Raw genomic sequence first — 20,490 nt, 5'->3', positions numbered from 1 at the left:
TGTCAGCCTCCTGCCTTGGGCGATACGCTCGGCCCGGGGCGACCGGCCTGGGGGCCGGGCGCGGGCGGAACGCCCTGCGTCGCGATTTCATGAAAAAGGTCCGGCTCCACCGAGCGATAGGTCGAAGGCGGCACGTCCAGGCTCTGTCTGGCCAGTTCCTGGTAGCTCGTCCTGTCGAGTGCTTGTCCCTCGTTTCGCGCCGAATTGACGAACGCGTCGAAGGCATCCGCTGCGACTGCATGCAGCACGAATTGCATGCCTGGAAAACCGTCACCGCTGAAATGGGCCGACCGCCCATAAAATTCGCCCGGCTGATCCGCCTGCAGGTGAAGCTGCGTCGTCATGCCGTTCATCGTATAGATCATGCCGCCGAGCTGAGGCACGAAGAACGCGTTCATGACGCTTGCCGAGGTAAGCGAGAAATGCACCGGCCTGCCCGCCGGCACCACGAGCTGGTTGATGCTCGCGACATTCTGCTCGGGGTAGATGAACAGCCATTTCCAGTCGAGCGAGACGACCTGCACCTCAAGCGGCTTTTGCTGCGAATCCAGCGGCTTCATTGGATCGAGGTCATGCGACCCGATCCAGATGATGCCGCTCAGAAACAGGATGACGAGGATGGGGATCGACCAGACCACCAGTTCGATTCGTCCGGAATAGGCCCATTCCGGCAGGTACCGCGCTCTTGTGTTGGTTTCCCGGAACCACCAGGCAAAGCCGAGCGTCGCCACGATCGTCGGGATGACGATGGCCAGCATGATAGCAACCGAATTGAGCAGGATCGTTCGCTGCGCCGCCCCCACCGGCCCTTGCGGATCGAGCACGCCGCCCTGGCAGCCGGCAAGCAGCCCGACCAGCAAAATCGTCGCGCCGAGGCAGCCAAGACGGATGGCGGCACAGTTTCGAACGGTCACCCTCAGCAGCATGAGATCTCGCCGTTTCCTGAAAACCGATTGGAACGTTGCAGGCAGCGTGGCTGCCAACCCCGGATGTGCGCGCCGGTGTGCTCCTGGCGACAGTTTCTTCACGCACGCGGCTCCGGCTGGCAGTACCGCATGCCGTGGATGTTGTCGTTAAGCGGTCGACCTGTCGAGAACCCCTCCAAATCCTAACAAACCAGAGCCAAATCCTGAAAAACCAGAGCCAAATCTTAAGAAACCAGCGACAGGACCCAGATCGAAGTTATCGCCAGAAACGTGGCGAATGCCAAGGCGGTAAACCGGTTCATGGCCGCGCCCACGGTTGGTCCATTTAGTCCGCTCCCTGCGACGTGGCTGCTGATTCCAGTGATGCTGCTCCAGATGGCTGCGCCAACCGAACGAATGTTCGTCGCGAAAGTTCCCCAAAAGCCAGATCCATCGCAGCTTTTGGTTGCAGGCCGGCGGCTACGCGATGCGCACCAAGGATGGTTGGGCGGCTTTCTCGCCAAACGGAAGCGAGGACTGGCTTGCGTATGTAAAAACTACTTGTCTAGGTGAAAATAGTTGCTACTAATCGGCTGGGCCGGCGCATGGCCGCCTCTGGGAGGAATTTCGGCATGACAAGGCTGCGCGGCCTCGCGTGGGATCACCGACGCTGCTGGGGTCCGCTCGACGCCAGCATCGGGCCGTATTGTGCCGCCAATCCCGGTCTTGAGATCGAATGGGACCGCCGCAGCCTCTACGAGTTCGGCGAGGGCGCGCTTGGTCCGGTGCTCGGCGCCTATGACCTTGTCGTGTTCGACCATCCGTTCATCGGCGATATTGCCGAAGGCGGGCTGATGGTGCCGTTCAATTTGTCGGCCGAGCAGCGCCGCGGCTTCGAACGGGATTCGGTTGGCGCGTCCTGGCAATCCTACGCAAGGGACGGGCTTCAATGGGCGTTGCCGATCGATGCTGCCTGTCAGGTTGCCTCGTATCGCCCCGATCTGCTGGAGCGCTACGGACCGCTGCCGCGCAGCCATGACGAGGTGCTGGAGCTCGGCCGGCGCGCCTTGAAGGACGGCAAATGGCTTGGGCTGCCGTTGGTGCCGACTGACGCCATGTGTCTGCTTTTGACCCTGGGTGAGCCCCGGGAAGACGGCGACGAGTTCATCGCCGGGGAAAAAATCGAGCGGGCCGTCGGGCAATTGCGCCAGCTTGCGGCGCTGTCGCATCCGAACTCGCCGAAATGGAACCCGATCCGTTGCTACGATCACATGATCGCGCATGACGACGTGGTCTACGTGCCGTTCGCCTTCGGCTATGTGAACTACGCCTCTAAGGCAGACAGGCCGCATCTGCGCTTCGCCGACGTGCCGACGCCGCGATCCGCCGGCGCCTTGCTCGGCGGCGCCGGCATCGGCGTCAGCGCCCAATCGCAACACAAGCAAGCCGCCATCGACTACGCGCTGTTTCTGTGCTCGCCCGGCTATCAGCGCGGCGACTATGTGAAATCCGGCGGACAGCCGGGATCGCTGGCGGCGTGGCAGGATACCGAGGTCAACGCTCTCTCGGGCGGCTTCTTCGCCTCGACGCTGGCGACGATCGAAGCCTCCTATCTGCGCCCGACCCATCCGGGCTTCATCAGCTTCTTCCGCCAATGCGCCCCTCATGCCGCGGCGGCGATCGCCGGCGAATTGCAGGCGGCCGAGCTCGCAGACCGGCTGAACCGGCTCTATCGCGAGACCAGGCATGGCCAGCCGCAACGGAGCGTCGCGTAATGGCCGCCGATATTGCCCAGATCGTCGACGAAGGCGAAAGCGGCCGCAACGGCTATCGGGTGCCGGCGGTGGAGAAGGCGCTCGACATACTGGAATTCATGGCTGCCAGCGGCGAACCGCTGACCCAAACCGAGATCGCCACCGGAATGGGGCGCTCCATTCACGAGATCTACCGCATCCTGCTGCTGCTGGAGAAGCGCGGCTACATTTTCCGGACGCAATCGGACCGCTTCCGCCTGTCGCTGAAGCTGTTCGAACTGGCGCATATGCATCCCCCGGTGAACCGCCTGGTCGAATGTGCGCTGCCGGTGATGCGCGGCCTCGCCGCCAATGCCGACCAGAGCTGCCATCTGGTCGTGCGCGAAGGCGAGAGCGCACTGGTCGTGCTGCAGATCGATTCGCCTTTGCCGATGCGTTATTCGGTTGCCCTTGGCTCGCATTTCCCGATACTCGAAACGAGCTCCGGCGTGGTGCTGCTGGCGCATTCGAGCCGCGCCGAGCGTGACCGCATCGTCGAACGGATCGTCGCCGCAGGCGAAGGCCAAGGCAGCCGGGCGGAAATCGAAGCGCGGCTGAACGAGGTCGCAAGGCTCGGCTATGAAATGCGCGCCTCGCTGGCTGTCGAGGGCTGCACCAACATCTCGATGCCGGTGCGCGACCATACCGGCGCCGTCATTGCCGCGCTCACCGTCCCCTTCCTGCCGCAAAAGGCCGCCCGCTTCGATCGCAGCACCGTATTCGAGCGGACGAAGGCAGCGGCCGAGACGATATCGGCGGCGCTGGGCGCGGGCGAAGCTGCCGCCTCTTCACGTGCCGACCCGGAACGGCGGGACTATCCGTTCAGCAACTGACAAGAAATACAGGGAGAAGAAACATGAACTGGTCCAAATCGATGCTGTTTGCCTCGGCGGCGGTGCTGGCTCTGAGCGCCGCCGCGGCACACGCCGAAAACATGCCGAAGCGCATCGGCTACGTCACCAACTACGCCACGCATGAGTGGTATCAGAACGTCATCAAGGGCATGCAGTCCCGCGCCAAAGAACTCGGTATCAAGCTCGAGGTGCAGGACGCCAATCTGGACGTTGCCAAGGAGGTCTCCGCCGCCGAAGATTTCATGGCCAAGGGCGTCGACGTCCTGATCATCACGCCCGTCAACGAGGAAGGCGTCGTGCCGCTGCTGCGCCAGGCGAAATCCAACAACGTTCCAGTCGTGCTCGAAGGCAATCCGGTCAAGGGCATGACCACAATGGTCGCGATCTGCGACTACGACACCGGCTACACCGCCGGCGTCGAAGCCGGCAAATACGCCAAGGAAAAGCTCGAAGGCAAAGCCAAGGTGATGAATGTCGGCCTGCCGCTGCTGTCCGCCACGGTGCTGCGGTCGCAGGGTTTCATGGATGGCCTCAAGACCATCATCCCCGACGCGGTCATGGTCCACGACCTCGACGGTGGCGGCAATCCCGATCGCGCGCTCGAGGTCTCTTCGGCGGCACTTGCCAAGAACGCCGACATCAACATCATCTACGGCATCAACGATTCCTCCTCGCTCGGCGGCCTTCAGGCCTGGAAAGCGGCCGGCAAGTCGCAGGACGGCCTGTTGACGGTCGGCACCGGCGGCGAAGGCCTCGCCTTCATGAATGCAATGCAGAACGAGCCGTCCTATCGCATCGAAGCCGCGATGTTCCCTGAAAAGGAAGGCTACACCGCCATCGATGCAGCGGTTAAGCTCTTCAACGGCGAACAGGTGCCGGAACACATCGTCAGCCCGACCGCGCCGATGAACGGCGACGACTGGAAGAAGTTCTACGACTACGATGGCACCACACGCAAAATCAAATGGGATGCCGTCAATGCGCTTCAGCCACCGGAAAAATGCATGAAAACTTCCGCCGATCTGAAGAAGTAAGGATTCCGGCTAGCCCTTCCCGCGCGGCGGGAAGGGCATCGGATCGGATGCCGACGGCAAAACAGGTCAACCGCCCTGTTTTGGCCGGCAGTTTCCAGACGGCGACGGCACCCGATGCGGCCCGGAAATGAAATGGACATGAGCGAGCTTACGCAATCCTCCGCGCCAAGGCGTTTCATTGGCGGCCAGCTGCTGGGCAGCAGCCAGCTGGTGCTCGGCGTGATCCTGGCCGTGCTCTGCATGGCCATCTCGATTGCCGCGCCGCAATTCTATTCCGAGGCCAACATCATCGCCATCCTGCGCCAATGCGCGCTGGTGCTGATCGTCGCCTCCGGCATGACGATGCTGATCATCACCGCGGAAGTCGACCTGTCGGTCGGTGCATCGCTGGCTTTTGTCGGCTGCATCGGCATGGCCGTGCTCAATTCAACGCACAGCCTGACGCTCGGCCTGCTGGCGGCGCTCGCCTTTGCCGGTGCCGTCGGGCTGTTCAACGGGCTGGTCGTCACCAGGCTCAAGGTGAACTCGCTGATCGCCACGATCGGCACCATGATGATGCTGCAGGGCGGCGTCTATCTGTTCACCCGCGAGGCGGTGCAGAACCACCACCGGCTTGCAAGCTTCACCGATCTCGGCGCCGGCTATCTCGGCGCGATCCCGCTGCCCGTGGTCGTTGCCGCGCTGATTTTCGCGCTGGCCGCGGCAACGCTGCGCTTCACCACGCTCGGCCGTTATCTCTACGCTGTCGGCGCCAATGAGCGAGCGGTCCGCCTCTCCGGCGTGCGCTCGCAACGGCTGAAGCTGTTCGCCTTCGTCGTCACCGGCCTGTGCGTCGGCGTCGCCGGCATGATCCTGTCGTCGCTGATGAATGCCGGCCAGCCGACCGCCGGCCGCGGCTTCGAGCTGACGGTGATTGCCGCCGTCATCCTCGGCGGCACCAGCCTGCTTGGCGGCCGCGGTTCGCTGCTCGGCACGTTGCTTGGAGTGCTCGTGCTGAAGGTCATCGACAACGGCATCATCATCCTCGGCTGGAACCAGGATCTGCAGATGGTGGTGCCTGGAATCGTCATCATCCTGGCGACCTATCTCGACATCGTGCGGAACAGAGCCAATGTCGGTTGATTTCCTTCACCCCGGCGAAACCGTGGCTGTCGACAAAAGCGTGCCGGCGCTGGAGATGCGCGGTATCGGCAAGCGTTTTCCCGGCGTGGTGGCGCTGGACAATGTCGATCTGACCTTGGAACCCGGCAAAATCCATGCCCTGATGGGCGAGAACGGCGCCGGCAAGTCGACGCTGATCAAGATCATGGCCGGGGTCTACGGCAAGGATGCCGGCACCATCCGCCTGCGCGGCCGAGAGGCCGACGTCAAGTCGCCGCGCGATAGCCTGAAAGAGGGCATCAAGGTGGTGTTCCAGGAGATCGCGCTGATCGCCGAATTCAGCGTCGCCGAAAACATCTTCCTCGAAGGCTATCCGACCGGCAAAGGCGGCTCGATCGACTGGAAGAAGATCCGTGCCGATGCGGCCGCTCTGTTCAAGCGTATCGGGTTCAATGTCGACCCGGCGGCGCGCACGGGATCGCTGCCGGTCAGCCAGCAGCAGATGGTCGAGATCGCCCGCGCACTCGCCCATGAGGCCCGCGTCGTGGCGATGGACGAGCCGACCTCCTCGCTGACGCCGAACGAGGTCTCGCTGCTGTTCACCGTCATCCGCCGGCTGGCCGCGCTCGGCATCGCGGTGCTCTATGTCAGCCACAAGCTCGACGAGGTCTTCGAGATCGCCGACACCGTGACCGTGCTGCGCGATGGCCGCCATGTCTCGACCAGGCCGATCGGCGAGCACACCAACGACACGCTGATCCAGGACATGATCGGCCGGCGCATCGAAAACCTGTTCCCTCGTAAGCGCGGCGCGCCGGGCAGCAAGGTCGCGCTTTCCGTTGAAGGGCTCAGCACCGCCAAGAAGCTGAAGGATGTGTCGTTCGAGGCGCATGCCGGCGAGGTCCTCGGCTTCTTCGGCCTGATGGGGGCCGGCCGGACCGAGCTCGCCAAGGCCATCGTCGGCTACGACCCGATCACTTCCGGCGTCATTTCGGTCGATGGCAGCCGGCTGCTGCCGCACGAAACGCACACCGGCGTCCGGCTCGGCATCGGCCTGCTCACCGAGGACCGCAAGAGCGAGGGGCTGATGGGCGAGTTGCCGGTCTACCAGAATGCCAGCCTCGCCTCACTCGGCGCCTTCGCCAGAATGGGCTTCGTCGACAAGGTCAGCGAACGCAAGGCGGTGCAGGACTATGTCGACCGTTTCCGCATCCGGACGCCCAGCCTGTTCCAGCAGGTCAAGAATCTGTCCGGCGGCAATCAGCAGAAAGTGCTGATCTCGCGCTGGCTGATGCGCGGTCTCAAGGTGATCGTCGTCGACGAGCCGACCCGCGGCATCGACGTCGGCGCCAAGTCGGAGATTTTTGCGCTCATCGACCGGCTCGCCGGCGAGGGCCTGGCGGTCGTCATGATGACGTCCGAAATGCCCGAGCTGCTGGGGCTTGCCGACCGCATCGCGGTGATGTGCGAAGGCCGCCTCACCGCGATCATGCCTCGCGACGAGGCCACGCAGGAGAACATCCTCAATGCGGCAATCGGCTAAGACGATGACGCTTCGCAAAGGGACCAAGCGATGAGCCTGGCAAGCACCGACACCATGAAAGCTGGGCCGTCCATGCTGGCGCGGCTCGTCGCGCGGCAGGAATTGGCATTGCTCCTCTGCCTCATCCTGGTGATCGCGTTCTTTTCCTTCACCGCCGAGAATTTCTTCTCCGTGCGCAACATCACCAATGTGCTCGGTCAGGCTTCGCTGGCGCTGACAGCCGGCATCGGCTGCGCCATCGTCTTCATATCAGGCGAGGTCGACATCTCGATCGGCTCGCTGCTGGCGACGATCGCGCTGCCGCTGATCATCATCATGAACGACACCAACTCGCTTGTGCTCGGCATCAGTGGCGCGCTGCTGTTCGGGCTGATCATCGGCGTCGTGAATGGCTATCTGACGGCCTATGCCGGCATCAACTCGCTGATCGTGACCCTGGGCACGATGTTCATCATGCGCGGCGGCGTTTATCTCTATACCGGCCAGCGCGCTATTCCAGACGATGCCGCGCTCGACAGCTTCATCGCGCTGTCGGACGGCCGCCTGTTCAACGTCGTTCCCTATTCGGCTGTCATCGCCATCGTCCTGCTCGCCGTCTTCGCCTACGTGATGCAGCACCGGCCGTTCGGGCGGCAGATCTATGCCGTCGGCGGCAATCCGGAAGTGGCACGGCTGGCGGGTTACGACGTGCGCCGCGTCAAGTTCACCTGCTTCATCATCAGCGCGCTGCTGGCGACGGTAGCCGGCATCATCCTGGCAGCCCGCGTCGGTTCGGCGCAGCATACGGCCGGGCTGAATTTCGAGTTCCAGGTCGTTGCCGCCACCGTGCTCGGCGGGGTGAGCCTTGCCGGCGGCATAGGCAGCCTGACCGGCATGGCGCTCGGCGTGCTGATCCTGCAGTTCCTGTCCAACGGGCTGCGCGGCCTCGGCCTGCCGACCGAGTGGCAACTGGTCATCACCGGCATGATCATCATTGCCGCCGTCGCCTTCGACGAAGCAAAGCGCCGGCGCGCCATTGGAGGCTGATATGGATCGTCTCAAGGGGAAAACCGCAATCGTCACCGGCGCCGCCGACGGCATCGGCCACGCGATCAGCGAGGCGATGGCAAGGGAAGGCGCGCACGTCTTCCTCGGCGACATCGCCGACGAGAAGGGTGAAAAATTCGCAGCCGAGCTGCGCGCCGCCGGCCACCGCGCCGACTACATCCATTGCGACGTGGCGGAGGAGGCCGACATCGCCGCCCTGATCGACGCAGCCGTCGGCAAGACCGGCCATCTCGATATTCTCGTCAACAATGCCGCCATCGCCATCGGCGGCATGCCGGTTCACGAAATGAGCGACGAGCAGTGGCACCGGCTGATCGCGGTCAACCTCACCAGCGTGTTCCGCGGCTGCAAATATGCGCTGCCGCACATGATCGCGCAGAAATCCGGCTCGATCATCAACATGGCCTCGGCGCAAGGTCATATCGGGCTCGACGGCTGGACCGCCTATGCCGGCGCCAAGGGTGCGGTGATGGCGATGACGCGCCAGATGGCGGTCGAGTTCGGCCCGCTCAACATCCGCGTCAACTCGATCTCGCCCGGCACCATCAACACGCCGATGAACGACAAATTGGTCAAGGAGATCGGCGGCAATCTCGCCAAGGCCTGGGTCAAGATGCATCCGCTCGGCCGCATCGGCAAACCGTCCGAGGTGGCCGAAGCCGCCGTCTATCTGGCCTCCGACGCCGCCGGCTTCACCACCGGTACCGACCTGCGCGTCGACGGCGGCCTCACCGCAGCACCCCGCTACGTACCCGACCTGCTTTGACAACCAACGAGACATGAAATGAACAAAGCCCTCGAAGGCGTCCGCATTCTCGATTTCAGCCATCTGCTGCAAGGGCCGTTCGCCACGCAGCTGCTCGGCGACATGGGCGCCGACATCATCAAGATCGAGCGTGCCGGCGCCGGCGACATGTTCCGCGGCATGACCTTCTTCGCCAAATGGGTCGGCGGCTCCGAAAGCCCGAATTTCCTCGCCTGGAACCGCAACAAGCGCTCCATCGCGCTCAACCTGAAAAGTCGCAAGGTGCATGCCATCATCATGGACATGGCCAAGAAGGCGGATGTGGTGGTGCAGAATTTCCGCCCCGGCGTGCTCGCCAGGCTCGGCTATGGCTACGAGGACTTCAAGGCAGTCAATCCCGGCATCATCTACTGCTCGGGCTCCGGCTATGGCGAGGAAGGCCCCTATGTCGAGCGCCCCGGCCAGGACATGCTGATCCAGGGATTGTCCGGGCTGATCTCCAACACCGGCCGCGGCGATCAGGCTCCTGTTCCGGCCGGTGCCGGCCTGGCCGACCAGATCGGCGCCATGAACATGGTCTACGGCATCCTGTCGGCGCTCTACTATCGCGAGAAGACCGGCAAGGGCCAGAAGATCGAGGTCAATCTGCTCGCCGGCATGCTGGCGCATCTCAATCAGGAATATGTCGCCGTGCTCAATCTCGGCGAGGATTTCGTGCGCCCGAATTCCGGCATCGGCCACCCCGGCATGCAGGCGCCGTTCGGTGTCTATGAAGCGAAGGACGGCGGCTATGTGTCGATCGCCATGAGCCCGTTCAAGACGCTGTATGAAGTGCTGGAGGCGCCGCAGCTTGCTGTCTACGATGATCTGAAGACGCTGTTCGACAGGCGCGACGAGGTGTTCGACAAGGTCAACGCCGAAACCAGGAAGTTTGCCACGCAGGACCTGCTGGCGCGGCTGCTGGCAGCCGACATCTGGTGTGCCGAGGTGAAGGACATAAGGCGCGCAGCCGAGGACCCGCAGGTCAAGCACCTGGGCATGATCACCAGCTACGATCATCCGCGCGGCGGCAAGGTCAGGGTGGTCGCGCCGGCGGTCAAGATGAGCGAGACGCCGCCTACCATAGAGCGGCCGGCACCGCTGGTCGGCCAGCATGGCCGCGAGATACTGGCCGAGTTCGGCCTCTCCAGCGGCGAGATTGCAGCGCTTGAGGCGTCCGGCGACATGACCGTGGATGCTGTCTGACGATGAGCGTTTACCAGACACTCAGCTTGGAAATATCCGGGCGCGTCGCAGTCGTCACCTTCCGGCGCGCCGATCAGCTCAACGCCATGAACCGGCTGATGCAAAGCGAGATCACCGAGGTTTTCGAGGCGCTGTCGCAGGATGACAGCGTCAGCGCGATCGTGGTGACCGGCGAGGGGCGCGGCTTCATGGCCGGCGCCGACATCAAGGAATACGCTGCCCAGACAGCTATCGAGTTCGACGCCTTCCAGGCCGCCGGCACGCGCATGTATGCGGCGGTCGAGAACAACCGCAAACCGGTCATCGCCGCGGTCAACGGCTTTGCGCTCGGCGGCGGCATGGAGCTGGTGCTGTGCTGCGACATCGTCATCGCCAACCAGTTCGCGAAGCTCGGCCTGCCCGAGATCAAGCTCGGGCTGGTCCCCGGCGGCGGCGGCACCCAGCGCAGCGTCCAGAAGCTCGGCCGCAACCGCGCCAATTTTCTGCTGATGACCGGCGCCATCGTGCCGGCTTCCGAGTTCGTCGGCGCCGGTCTGGTCAACGAGATCGTCAATGCCGAAAGGCTGATGCCGCGGGTGCTGGACCTTGCCGAGATGATCGCCGCCGAACCGGCCGCAGCGATCGAAGGGCTGAAAGCGCTGACCGCGCATGCCGTGTCGGGCGATCTGGCCGACGGCCTTGCCATGGAGCGCGATGTCCTGGGTGGCCTGTACCGCAGCGAGACCGGCCAGCGGCGCGTCAAGGAATTTGCTGAAAAGAGCGCGACGCGGCCGAAGGCTGCGAAATGACGTCCCTGGTCAAGCAAAACCGGCCGCGCTTCACCGATGTCGAGGGCCTGGCCGCGATGGTCGGCGGCGGCGACGTCTTCGGTGTCGGTGGCCATCATTTTGCCCGGCTGCCGATCGCCTTGTTGCGGGCCATCGCCCGCTTGGGCGTCAAGGATCTTCGCTATGTCTGCTGGGCCGGCGGCCTGCCGCTCGAACTGCTTCTCGAAGCGAATGCCGTGGCGGAGGTCGATATCTGCTTTTCCAGCCTCGATATTTTTGGCTTGCCGCCGCGCTTCCGCGCGGCTGCCGAGACCAATGCCGTGCCGGTCCGCGACTGGACGGCGCTGGCCATGATCCAGGCGCTGCGGGCGGGGCAGCAGAACCTGCCGTTGATGCCGTTTCAGCTTCCGGAGGGTTCGGACATGCTGGCGCGCGTGCCGGGTGCGATCGCCGCGCCCGATCCGATCGCGGGAATCACGACCGGGATCATCCCGGCCTTGCGGCTCGATACGTTCGTCGTCCATGCCCAGCGTGCCGACGAGAGCGGCAATGTCCAGATCATCGGACCACGGGCGCTGGATTTCGCCATGGCCGGCGCGGCGCGCGAGGTGCTGGTGACGGTCGAGGAGATCGTCCCGGTCGGAGCGCTGCGGCATGATGGTCGGCAGAGCATTTTGACCCGCAACCAGGTGTCGGCGATCGCGCTGGCACCAGGCGGCGCCTATCCCGCCTCCTGCCTGCCATTCTATGTGACGGATTATCAGGCGTTGGCGGGGGCGTTCGCGGCCAAGGAAATACCTTTGTCGGACAGCCTGAGCATGCCTTCGGAAGGCGTGCCGGAGCGGGTTCAAGACGCTGCAAAAGTCCGCGCTGAAACAGTCCTCGCAATGCCCAGGCTCGTGCACGGCAACAAGGAGGCGTCCATCGACGAGATCATCGCCGCCCGCATCGCCGCTGAGCTCGACAATGAGAGCTTTGCCAGTGCCGGCGCGGTGTCGCCGCTCGCCAATGTCGCCTACCGGCTGGCCAAAGCGACGCACGCGCCGGACATGATCATCGCCACCATGAGTTGCGGCCATCTCGACATAGCACCGAGCCCGATGATCCTGTCGCTGATCGAAAGCCTCGATTGCGAGACGGCGGTGGCGCATGCCGGCGGCGACGACACCTATTCGACCTACTACCAGGCCGGCGCGGTGACGCATGAGATCGTCGGTGCCGCGCAGGTCGACCGCCGTGGGCGCGTCAACACCATTGCGCTGCGCAAGCGTGACGGCAGCCTTATCCGGCTGCCCGGGCAAGGCGGCATGGCCGACGTCGCCAACATGCATCGCGATTATCTGCTCTACGTCCCCCGCCATTCCGTGCAGTCGCTGGTCGAGACGGTCGAGATTGCCAGCTCGGCGCGCGGCCTGTTGACTGAGGCCGAACGCGAGCCGATGGGCTATCGGACCGGCGCGGCATTGGTGTTCACCGACCTTTGCGTGTTTCGGCTCGACGGCGAGAGCCGGCAATTGGCCGTCATCGAGACCATGCCGTGCGTGACGCGCCAGCAGCTCCAGGATGCCACCGGCTTTGCCCTGACATTCGATGCCGATTGCCGCGAAGTTGCGCTACCCTCGAACGAGACGCTCGACATCCTGCGAAACCGCATCGACCCGCTCGGCCTGCGACGCCTCGAATTCGTCAGCGCCAGGGAGCGCAGCGCGCTGATCGCCGAGATCCTGGCCACCGACCGGCGGATGGTCGAGCGCTGCATCGCCGCACAGCGGTCGCATGCTGCACCGGATTGAAGAGGGGTGGCGCATGGCAAAGCCGTTGCTCGAAATGTCGGCCGCGAGGGTCTTCTTCGATGGCATCTTCACCAGCCCGCGCGTTGCCCATCCGGAAGGCGTGGCCATCCATCGCGACGGCTCGATCTGGTGCGGCACCGAAACCGGCGACCTGCTGCGCTTGGCCGCCGATGGCGGCTCGGTCGAACGCATGGGCGGTACGGAGGGCTTTCTGCTCGGCATCGCCTTCGATAGCGCGGACAACTGCTTCGCGTGCGATCTCAGACATGCGGCGATCTTTCGCTGGGATGCCGCGACGGCTGGTATGACGCGCTTCGCCTCGGCCGGCATCCGCGTGCCGAACTATCCGATCGTCGACGAGACACGCGGCTGGCTCTACGTGTCGGACAGCGTAGGCGAAGACAACCGCTCCGGCATCTTTCGCTACGATTTGAAGACCGGCGAAGGCGGCCTGTGGTGCAGCGAGACCATGGCCTTCGCCAACGGCATGGCGATGGCGCCGGGTGGCGATGGGCTTTACGTCGTGGAAAGCCATGCGGCCTGCCTCAGCTATGTGCCGATCCTTGCCGACGGCACGGCAGGGTCTCGCCAGCTCGTCGTGGAGGGCGTGAACAACGTTCCCGATGGCGTCGCCTTGGCGCCGGACGGTTCGCTGTTCATCTCATGCTACGAGCCGAGCCGCATCTATCGCTGGCGAAAGGATAGCGGGCTCGAGGTGCTGATCGAGGATCCGGCGGCAACGACGCTCGCCCACCCAACCAACATTGCCTTCAAGGACGACAAGCTCTACACCGCAAATCTCGGCCGCTGGCACATCACCGAAATCGACTTGACGGCGATTTCTTAGATCGGGCCGAACCGGGCGGCGCTGCCCTATCCCAGCCGCCCGTGACTCGATCGGATGCGCAACACCTGCACCCGCGACGGCAGCTCGATCAGGAACTCTTCGTCCCGCTCGAGATGGTGGATTGTCGTCGGATCGCCGCCGGTGAAGGCCGCCATCGCCTCGACATTTTCCCAATAGGAAATCGTCACGAACTCCGAATGGGTCGGCGTGTCCTCGCGAAAAGTCTGCACGCCCAGCGCCTTCTCGATCAGCGGCTTGATGCCGGCCTCGTAATTGTAACTCTCATAGGCATCCGCCTTTTCAGGCACGGTTCTGCCGCGCCAGACACGGGCGATGGTTGGAGTTTTCTCTGTCATCGCCATTGAATTCCTGCTGTCTCGAATCGTTCCGACCCGGCATTCGGCTTGGCAAGGCCAGCCAGGGAATGCATCTGCCAGCGACGGTTTTCGCCCTCCCCGGTCGTTATAGGGGCGCCGCCTCAGCTAGGGCCTCCTTGCCGACCGTAGGAGACTTACTCCTGATCCTCGGCGCCTCCTCCATGGAAGAAGGATCGGATTTCCTGCATGTCGACGCTACCGTCACCGTTCTCATCGACGGCGTTGAATATTCGCCCGACGAAATCCTGGACTTCGCTTTGAGAAACCGCGCCATCGCCGTCCGCATCTACTATGGCGAACATCATGCGCATCCTCGCGCCATGCATCCCGCGTGCAATGCCACCGCGGCCTCCCATCTCCCAACCTCGGTCAGGCGGGCCCATCCTGTAGCCACGATGCCAGCGGTCGGGACCTCGCCGTTCTGCCCGGGGCGCGCGATCTTCCTGCATTCTCTCCTCCAGCATCTCAGTCATCATCTGGCGCATCATTTCGCGCATGGCATCCTGGCTCTGCCCGCTCATTCCGGGCGACGGTTCGGCGCCACGATCCGGTGCCGGCGCGACGGGCGCAGGTGGGCTCGTCTGGCCGAATGCCGGCGCGGCCAACATGGCCAGCGCCGCGGCAATTGCAGTGGTTTTGCTTGCGAGCGTCATCGTATTCTCCATCGGTATGAATTGGAGGCTGAACGTGTCTGCATCCAAGCCAAACCGGCTGCTCGCCTCATGGTTCCTGGGCAGTCGGCACGGCGGCGGAAAAGTCCGCCTGATCGCGGCAACGAAAGCGGCTCACCCACGTTGCCGTTGATGCAAAGCTCCATCAGGAGGAAAAAATGGCCGACGATAAGAGCAAGCGAGATTTCCGCGAGCGCGACCGCGTTTCTGCGGAAGACGAACGTCAAGTCGAGTATTTTGCCCAACAGAACGGCGTCACGGCCGACCAGGTCCGCCAGCTGATCAAGAGCTTCGGCAATGATCGCGGGCGTCTGACCGAAGCCGCGAAGGCGTTGCGAGGGATTTCACCTGCCGGAGCCGACGAGGTGACCAGGGAAGCCCGCCAGCAGGCGACACCCATGCATCTCGGCAAACCCGACGAGTGATGCCGGGGGCAACTGCTCTGCCGCTGCCGCGGGCATCAGAACTTGCGGCTCAGATAATCCGAGCCGCGCAGGCCGAACCGCCACTCGGCATCGACAGCCTTGGAAATGCCGATCCGGCGGCCTGTCAGAACGGCGCCGGCTTCGCTCGGCGGCCTGAATTCGAATGGCGGCAGGTCCACGGGCAGCCCGTCATGGGATTTGTCGATTGCCAGCGCCTGGCAAAGGCGACCCGGTCCCGAGCAAAGCAGCCGGGGATCGTCAAGGCCGCGATTGGCCCGCATCACCTCCAGCCCTAATCGCGGTTCGATTGCGCGGATAAGCACGGCACTGCCGGGCAGGCACACGGCATTGAGGCACCAATGCAGGCCATAGGAGCGATAGACATACGCGCTGCCTGGGGCGCCGAACATTGCGCCGTTGCGCACCGTCCTGCCACCGAAAGCATGCGAAGCCGGGTCATCCGGGCGATAGGCCTCGGTCTCGACGATAATGCCCCCAACGCCGTGCACAAGCAGCGTGGCGCCGATCATGTCGCGCGCCACGGTGGTGGCGTCACGGGCAAAGAATTGATGGTTGATGGTCAATGTGTGCAGCAGACTCGATCACGCCTGAACTTGGCGCGTCAGAAAGGTCCCGGAACGGAAGCAAAATGTCCAGCCTCTGCGCGCCGCTGAACTTGGATGCGATATTCAGCGCAGCATGGCTGCGCCGATGAAAACCGCCGCGGCCAGCACGACGATGGCGGCAATCACCATGACTGGCCCATATCTGCTCGGTTGGACGTCGGGCTCATCCTTCAGCGGGCGCATCGCATTGGCATAGCTCGCCTGGTTGGTAAACTTCGGCGTTTCATGGCGCGGGGCAGGGCTCTTCGGCGGAGCGTTGCCGGCGGATTCCGCGTCCGTTTCCATGGGAGCCGCAGCCGGATCGATGCCCGGGGTCTTGTCCCCTTCGCGCCCGGCATCGATATCGCCCCGCGCTTGAGCCGGGCTTCGCCCAAGAGGATCTGCGTCGGTCATCGTCGAGGTCCTTTCAGAGCATCGGCCTCAAGCATTCTAACCTGCGTCTCATTTCAAAGTTCCGGCGAGCGGAAACCGTCTAAGCCTGCTTACAGGAACAACTGGCGATCGAGCGGGTTGAGCAAGCACCGGGCGGCAGGTCGACGACAGGCCCCAGCGAGCGCGCATGATCTACTTCACCGCCGACACGCATTTCAGCGACCCGCGCATTTTGCGCATCGACCGCCGCCCGTTCGGCTCGCTGGCGGAACATGACCGGTCGCTCATTGCGTTCTGGAACGAGACTGTCGGGCCGGGCGACGAGGTCTGGCATCTCGGCGATTTTGCCAGGGGATCGGCCGCATTCGTGTCGTCGCTTCTGGCGTCTCTTCATGGCAGCAAGCATTTGATCATCGGCAACAACGATGCTGCGGCCACCATCGAGGCCACAGGTTGGGCGAGCACGCAACACTACAAGGAGCTGGCGCTCGACGGCAGCCTGCTGATCCTTTGCCACTACCCTTTTCGCACCTGGAACCAGATCGGCAGGAAATCGATCGACCTGCATGGCCATTCCCACGGCAGGCTGACCCCGGTGACGCGCCAGTATGACGTCGGCGTCGACAGCTGGGATTTTCGTCCGGTCACGCTGACCACCATCCTTGCCGGCCGCGGCCGAAGGGCGGCGCGGCAAAGCCGTCAAAAAGTCGAGTGATCGAAAGTGCCGGCCGTGCGTTGAGGAATTTCAACGCCAGGGAGCACGCCATGAACAGACGTGAACTGATCGATGCCGACGGCGGCAATCATGCCGCAAAACCCATTCCGCGCGCCGCGTTCGATAGCACCTTGGCCCTGCTGCGCGAAGGCTATGACTTCATTTCGGCCCGCTGCCGGCGCATGAACACCGACATCTTTGCCACGCGCCTGATGCTGCGGCCGGCAATCTGCGTCCGCGGTGCCGAGGCTGCCGAGATGTTTTATGGCGGCGACCACTTCACCCGAATTGGTGCGATGCCGCAGACCACGCTGCGTCTGCTGCAGGACAAGGGCAGCGTCCAGGCGCTCGACGGCGCCGCTCACCGCCACCGCAAGGCGCTTTTCCTGTCGATCCTGTTGGATGGTGACCAGATCGAGCGGCTCCGCGCAACCTTCCGTCGCGCCTGGCTCGACCGACTGGAAGACTGGCAGCGGCGTGACGAGGTCGTCCTGTTCGACGCCGTAAACCTCGTCCTGACCCAGGCGGCAGCGGATTGGGCCGGCATCCCCGCCGACAAGGATCGCGCCGAACTCTGCCGCGAGCTCAGCGGCATGGTCGAGAACGCCGGCGGCATTGGGCCGTCGACCATGCTGGCGCTGTGGCGGCGACGCCGGACCGAACGCACTATCGGCGACCTTGTACGGCGCGTTCCAAGCGGCGCGCTTGATTTGCCGGCAAACAGCCCGGTCCGCCTGGTCAGCGAATATGTCGATGCCGAGGGAATGCCGCTCGATCTTGCCAGTGCTGCGGTCGAGATCATCAACATCATCCGGCCGGTTGTCGCCATCGGCCGCTTCATCATGTTTGCGGCGCTGGCGCTTCACCAGCACCGCCAATGGTACGATAAGTTCGCCGCCGGCGATGACGACGGGCTGGAAGCCTTCGCCGAGGAGGTTCGCCGGCTCTATCCGTTCTTCCCGTTCATCGGCGGCCGCGCCCGCCACCCCTTCGAATGGAAGGGCTACCGTTTCCACCAAGGCGACTGGGTCCTGCTCGACCTGCACGGCACCAACCATGATTCGCGCCTGTTTGTGGAGCCGGACCGATTTATCCCGGAGCGCGGCTTGAGCTGGAAAACCCACGGCTTCGACTTCATCCCGCATGGCGGCGGAGATCCGGCGACTACCCATCGCTGCCCCGGAGAAGCCGTCACCGTCGCGCTGATCATGGAAGCGGTTCGCCTGCTGACGCGGTCGATGGCCTACTAGGTGCCTGATCAGGATATGACCGTCTCGCTTGCCCGCATGCCGGCGCGGCCGAAATCCGGGTTCAGGATAGATAATGTGCGGCGACAACCCGGCTGAAAGGCTGCCGGTCGAACCGGAACCTCTGCGCAGCTGAGGCGTTCGAAAATTGCAAGGCGTAAAGGCAAACGCAATGGCTCAGAAGATCACGACAGGCGCGAACGACCGGCCGCGCAATGAAACCATCGGCCAATCCGGCGAAGGCCTGCCGGACGACAGCAGCAGGCCGCTCGAGGTCGACGAAGGCTGGGTCGCCCGGCTGAGAAACAAAGCTGCAGGGCAAGCCCCGGCAAGCGGGTCAGACCAACACGGACGAAGTCCCCGCAGGCACTCCAGGCGCTGGCGAGAATATCTGCCGCCGCTGTGCAGGGGCAGGCATGATCGACGGCCGCACCTGCCCCGAATGCGGCGGAACCGGCAAGGTGACGACGCCGATAGGCGGAGGCTGAGCAATTCCAGGAAAAGTGTGAAGCGGTTTCCCGTCCTGCGTCAAACAATAAGATCGACCGGTTCTGCGTTTCCGCGGAATGATGAACCGTCCAGCGCCGGTCAGATCGCCGGCACCCACTTCCAGAACACGCCTTCCTTGCGTTCGGGGTAGTGTTTGAACTCGCATTCGAAGCGCCAGCCGTAGTTCTTGGCGGTGGCAAGCGCTTCCTTGCTGACCGGGTTCATGCCGGTTCCCGGCGCAAACCAGTCCTCCAGCAAATCATCGGGAATATAGGCGCCGATCCTCAACGGCAGCTTTTCGAGGACGACATCCATTTCAGGTGGTGCAGGCACGGGGGCGCTCCTTTGAAACCTATTCACGAAGAGGCCGTTCAACGCCAAGCGGGTTCATTCTTCTGTTCATAGTCCTGGAACGCCTTCTGGAGACCGCCGATCACCTCGGCGGACGTCTCGAACATCGCCTTGAGCTGCGGCTCATCGACCTTCTCGATGTCCTCGCGAAGGTGCTGCTTCACCTCCTCCAACTTTTTCTGCATTTTCTGCGTGTGGTGGCGCGGATCGCGGTCGGCAGCGCTAGTCATGATCAATCTCCAATTTGTGGGTCTCGGAGAACTCGCCCGGCTCTGAGGATCGACAGGCGGGTTTGCAGCGTAAACGGCTTGCCGATAGCTGTGGTTCCCGACTGCGGATGCGGTCTTCGCGCGCCCAGCGCGCCGTTCCTTCGTTCAACCGCCCGGTAGCAAGTCCGAAGGGCGCTTGCCGCGAATTCAAGACGCAAGCAGTGGCAAACGAGCATAGATGAAACTGAGAACGGATGGCGTCTCTGGCCAAGGACGGCAACCCACCACCTATAGCCCACGCCTCGTCCGCGATCCATTCGAGCGAGGCGCCATGCGGGTCAGTCCAAGCTACAGGGGAGCCGTTCGCAGATAGGAGGAAGCGGCCAGGCGGCCAGCTTGTTCCGGCGCGTGTGGCGATGGACGGGAAGACGCGAGGGAACTCGTTCGATACCCAATAAGGCGAGAGACGCATCGCCTGCTCGGCGAAAGCTTCTCTGTCACCAAGGTCGGAGACATAGTCGAGGACGGCTGTGTGAAAGATGACGAGTGTAGCGTCGTTTGGCGCTTCGTTGCAGAGTTGCACGAGGTCGCTCCCGCGCAGGTCGCCCTTCACCACCCGAGGCTTGACTGTGGCAGCGATCTTTAGGGCCGCCCGCAGATTGGCAAGCCGTGCTGTCTGTTCCGGCCAGACCAGTGTCTCAAGCCATGCGACTTGCGAGTCGTCCGAAGCATCTATCGGGCGCAGGTCCAATCCCGCCCGCCAGACGACTTGTGGCAAGGTCGTCGGCAATGGCGTTGTTTCGCTGGCGAGGCATCGGAAGACAGGCGGCTCCAAGGCCATCGCGGGTGCGCGGATCACCTTGCGTCCGTAGTCATAGCCGTAGAGGTCGGGCATGAGGCAGAGCCCTGCGGAGGTCCCGACCTCGATGAGGGCCAGCGGCTGCGGCAAACGCGCCAGCACGGGGAGCAGGGTGGCGCATCTTCCCGGCTCGTTGGTTTGCGTTGAGCGCTCGAGCATGAGCGAGCGGATAGCGTCGGGATTAGTCTGAAGCGCCTGGCGAAACTCGGTCCACCCTGCCGGCGTGCCGAACAGGTGACGCACCGCGGCAAGTAGAAGATTCGGTTGCTGCTTTAGGTCCGGGAGGGTCGACAGGAAACCGAGCGCCTCCCGGTTCCCAGCGACTGCCCGAGCCAACTCCTCGTAGAGCGGCGAGCGACCGCGAGCTTCGGTATCGGCGAAGCGAATATATCGGGCTGAGATCTCGGCCAAGCCCTCCTCGTCCATATCCGCTGATCCTCGGTCCCGACGTCTCATCACAGTACACGATCCACGG

At 63.6% G+C, this 20,490-nt stretch carries 22 protein-coding genes; 14 read left to right on the top strand and 8 right to left on the bottom strand.

Annotated features, from left to right (window positions below; genetic code table 11):
* Positions 1-2: 2 nt before the first annotated feature.
* Positions 3-926 (bottom strand): ubiquinol oxidase subunit II, encoded by a 924-nt coding sequence (gene cyoA / locus NKK47_RS16855; protein ID WP_352577652.1) that lies wholly within the window; start codon positions 924-926, stop codon positions 3-5.
* 611 nt (positions 927-1,537) lie between these two features.
* Here cyoA and NKK47_RS16850 point away from each other — a divergent pair.
* The 11 genes from NKK47_RS16850 (at position 1,538) to NKK47_RS16800 (ending at position 13,674) form a co-directional block, all read left to right on the top strand.
* The gene (locus NKK47_RS16850; RefSeq protein WP_352577651.1) at positions 1,538-2,680 is read left to right on the top strand and encodes an extracellular solute-binding protein; all 1,143 of its coding nucleotides are present in this window, start codon (positions 1,538-1,540) and stop codon (positions 2,678-2,680) included.
* Positions 2,680-3,531, top strand: coding sequence for an IclR family transcriptional regulator (locus NKK47_RS16845; RefSeq protein ID WP_352577650.1), 852 nt, complete (start codon positions 2,680-2,682; stop codon positions 3,529-3,531). Before NKK47_RS16850 ends, NKK47_RS16845 begins: the two co-directional genes overlap by 1 nt.
* 23 nt (positions 3,532-3,554) lie before the next feature.
* Positions 3,555-4,586, top strand: a complete 1,032-nt coding sequence (locus NKK47_RS16840; protein WP_352577649.1) for a sugar ABC transporter substrate-binding protein — start codon at positions 3,555-3,557, stop codon at positions 4,584-4,586.
* Positions 4,587-4,724: 138 nt separating this feature from the next.
* The gene (locus NKK47_RS16835; protein WP_352577648.1) at positions 4,725-5,708 is read left to right on the top strand and encodes an ABC transporter permease; all 984 of its coding nucleotides are present in this window, start codon (positions 4,725-4,727) and stop codon (positions 5,706-5,708) included.
* On the top strand, positions 5,698-7,230 hold the full coding sequence (locus tag NKK47_RS16830; protein WP_352577647.1) for a sugar ABC transporter ATP-binding protein: 1,533 nt from the start codon (positions 5,698-5,700) through the stop codon (positions 7,228-7,230). Before NKK47_RS16835 ends, NKK47_RS16830 begins: the two co-directional genes overlap by 11 nt.
* Positions 7,231-7,260: 30 nt before the next feature.
* Positions 7,261-8,256, top strand: a complete 996-nt coding sequence (locus NKK47_RS16825; RefSeq protein WP_023677039.1) for an ABC transporter permease — start codon at positions 7,261-7,263, stop codon at positions 8,254-8,256.
* A 1-nt stretch (position 8,257) separates the two neighbouring features.
* Positions 8,258-9,043, top strand: a complete 786-nt coding sequence (locus tag NKK47_RS16820) for an SDR family NAD(P)-dependent oxidoreductase (protein WP_023677038.1) — start codon at positions 8,258-8,260, stop codon at positions 9,041-9,043.
* An 18-nt stretch (positions 9,044-9,061) separates the two neighbouring features.
* Positions 9,062-10,267: a CaiB/BaiF CoA transferase family protein gene (locus tag NKK47_RS16815; protein WP_352577646.1), complete on the top strand. Its 1,206-nt coding sequence runs from the start codon at positions 9,062-9,064 to the stop codon at positions 10,265-10,267.
* Positions 10,268-10,269: 2 nt separating this feature from the next.
* Entirely contained in the window at positions 10,270-11,055 is a 786-nt protein-coding gene (locus NKK47_RS16810) for an enoyl-CoA hydratase/isomerase family protein (RefSeq protein ID WP_352577645.1), read from the top strand.
* Complete coding sequence (locus NKK47_RS16805) at positions 11,052-12,827, top strand: CoA-transferase (RefSeq protein ID WP_352577644.1); 1,776 nt, start codon at positions 11,052-11,054, stop codon at positions 12,825-12,827. The genes NKK47_RS16810 and NKK47_RS16805 overlap by 4 nt, the downstream gene beginning before the upstream one ends.
* 13 nt (positions 12,828-12,840) lie before the next feature.
* Positions 12,841-13,674 (top strand): SMP-30/gluconolactonase/LRE family protein, encoded by an 834-nt coding sequence (locus NKK47_RS16800; protein ID WP_352577643.1) that lies wholly within the window; start codon positions 12,841-12,843, stop codon positions 13,672-13,674.
* 26 nt (positions 13,675-13,700) lie between these two features.
* Here NKK47_RS16800 and NKK47_RS16795 read toward each other — a convergent pair whose 3' ends face one another.
* Both NKK47_RS16795 and NKK47_RS16790 read right to left on the bottom strand, forming a co-directional pair.
* The gene (locus NKK47_RS16795) at positions 13,701-14,030 is read right to left on the bottom strand and encodes a hypothetical protein (protein WP_352577642.1); all 330 of its coding nucleotides are present in this window, start codon (positions 14,028-14,030) and stop codon (positions 13,701-13,703) included.
* A gap of 155 nt (positions 14,031-14,185) precedes the next feature.
* On the bottom strand, positions 14,186-14,704 hold the full coding sequence (locus tag NKK47_RS16790; protein ID WP_352577641.1) for an EF-hand domain-containing protein: 519 nt from the start codon (positions 14,702-14,704) through the stop codon (positions 14,186-14,188).
* A gap of 176 nt (positions 14,705-14,880) precedes the next feature.
* Here NKK47_RS16790 and NKK47_RS16785 point away from each other — a divergent pair, with 176 nt between their 5' ends.
* On the top strand, positions 14,881-15,147 hold the full coding sequence (locus tag NKK47_RS16785) for a DUF3606 domain-containing protein (RefSeq protein ID WP_352577640.1): 267 nt from the start codon (positions 14,881-14,883) through the stop codon (positions 15,145-15,147).
* A gap of 35 nt (positions 15,148-15,182) precedes the next feature.
* On the opposite strand, the gene NKK47_RS16780 is transcribed toward NKK47_RS16785, so the two are convergent.
* Both NKK47_RS16780 and NKK47_RS16775 read right to left on the bottom strand, forming a co-directional pair.
* Entirely contained in the window at positions 15,183-15,731 is a 549-nt protein-coding gene (locus NKK47_RS16780; protein ID WP_502905005.1) for a DNA-3-methyladenine glycosylase, read from the bottom strand.
* A gap of 105 nt (positions 15,732-15,836) precedes the next feature.
* A complete protein-coding gene (locus NKK47_RS16775) occupies positions 15,837-16,166 on the bottom strand; it encodes a hypothetical protein (protein WP_352577639.1) in 330 nt (109 codons plus the stop codon).
* Between the two features lie 166 nt (positions 16,167-16,332).
* Here NKK47_RS16775 and NKK47_RS16770 point away from each other — a divergent pair, with 166 nt between their 5' ends.
* Both NKK47_RS16770 and NKK47_RS16765 read left to right on the top strand, forming a co-directional pair.
* Positions 16,333-16,860, top strand: a complete 528-nt coding sequence (locus tag NKK47_RS16770; protein ID WP_352577638.1) for a metallophosphoesterase — start codon at positions 16,333-16,335, stop codon at positions 16,858-16,860.
* 50 nt (positions 16,861-16,910) lie between these two features.
* Positions 16,911-18,110 carry a cytochrome P450 gene (locus NKK47_RS16765; protein WP_352577637.1) on the top strand — a complete coding sequence of 400 codons (1,200 nt, stop codon included), beginning with the start codon at positions 16,911-16,913 and terminating at the stop codon, positions 18,108-18,110.
* Between the two features lie 585 nt (positions 18,111-18,695).
* Here NKK47_RS16765 and NKK47_RS16760 read toward each other — a convergent pair.
* The 3 genes from NKK47_RS16760 to NKK47_RS16750 are packed head-to-tail and all read right to left on the bottom strand — an operon-like array spanning position 18,696 to position 20,441.
* Positions 18,696-18,929, bottom strand: coding sequence for a hypothetical protein (locus NKK47_RS16760; RefSeq protein WP_023677026.1), 234 nt, complete (start codon positions 18,927-18,929; stop codon positions 18,696-18,698).
* A 38-nt stretch (positions 18,930-18,967) separates the two neighbouring features.
* Positions 18,968-19,177: a hypothetical protein gene (locus tag NKK47_RS16755; protein ID WP_352474763.1), complete on the bottom strand. Its 210-nt coding sequence runs from the start codon at positions 19,175-19,177 to the stop codon at positions 18,968-18,970.
* Positions 19,170-20,441: a DUF2332 domain-containing protein gene (locus tag NKK47_RS16750; protein WP_352577636.1), complete on the bottom strand. Its 1,272-nt coding sequence runs from the start codon at positions 20,439-20,441 to the stop codon at positions 19,170-19,172. Before NKK47_RS16750 ends, NKK47_RS16755 begins: the two co-directional genes overlap by 8 nt.
* Positions 20,442-20,490 lie beyond the last annotated feature (49 nt).

This window comes from Mesorhizobium sp. M0019 (assembly GCF_040323975.1).
In the GTDB taxonomy this organism is placed as follows: Bacteria; Pseudomonadota; Alphaproteobacteria; order Rhizobiales; family Rhizobiaceae; genus Mesorhizobium.
The sequence above is the reverse complement of the archived record's forward strand: the minus strand, read 5'-3'. Positions and strand labels throughout refer to the sequence as shown.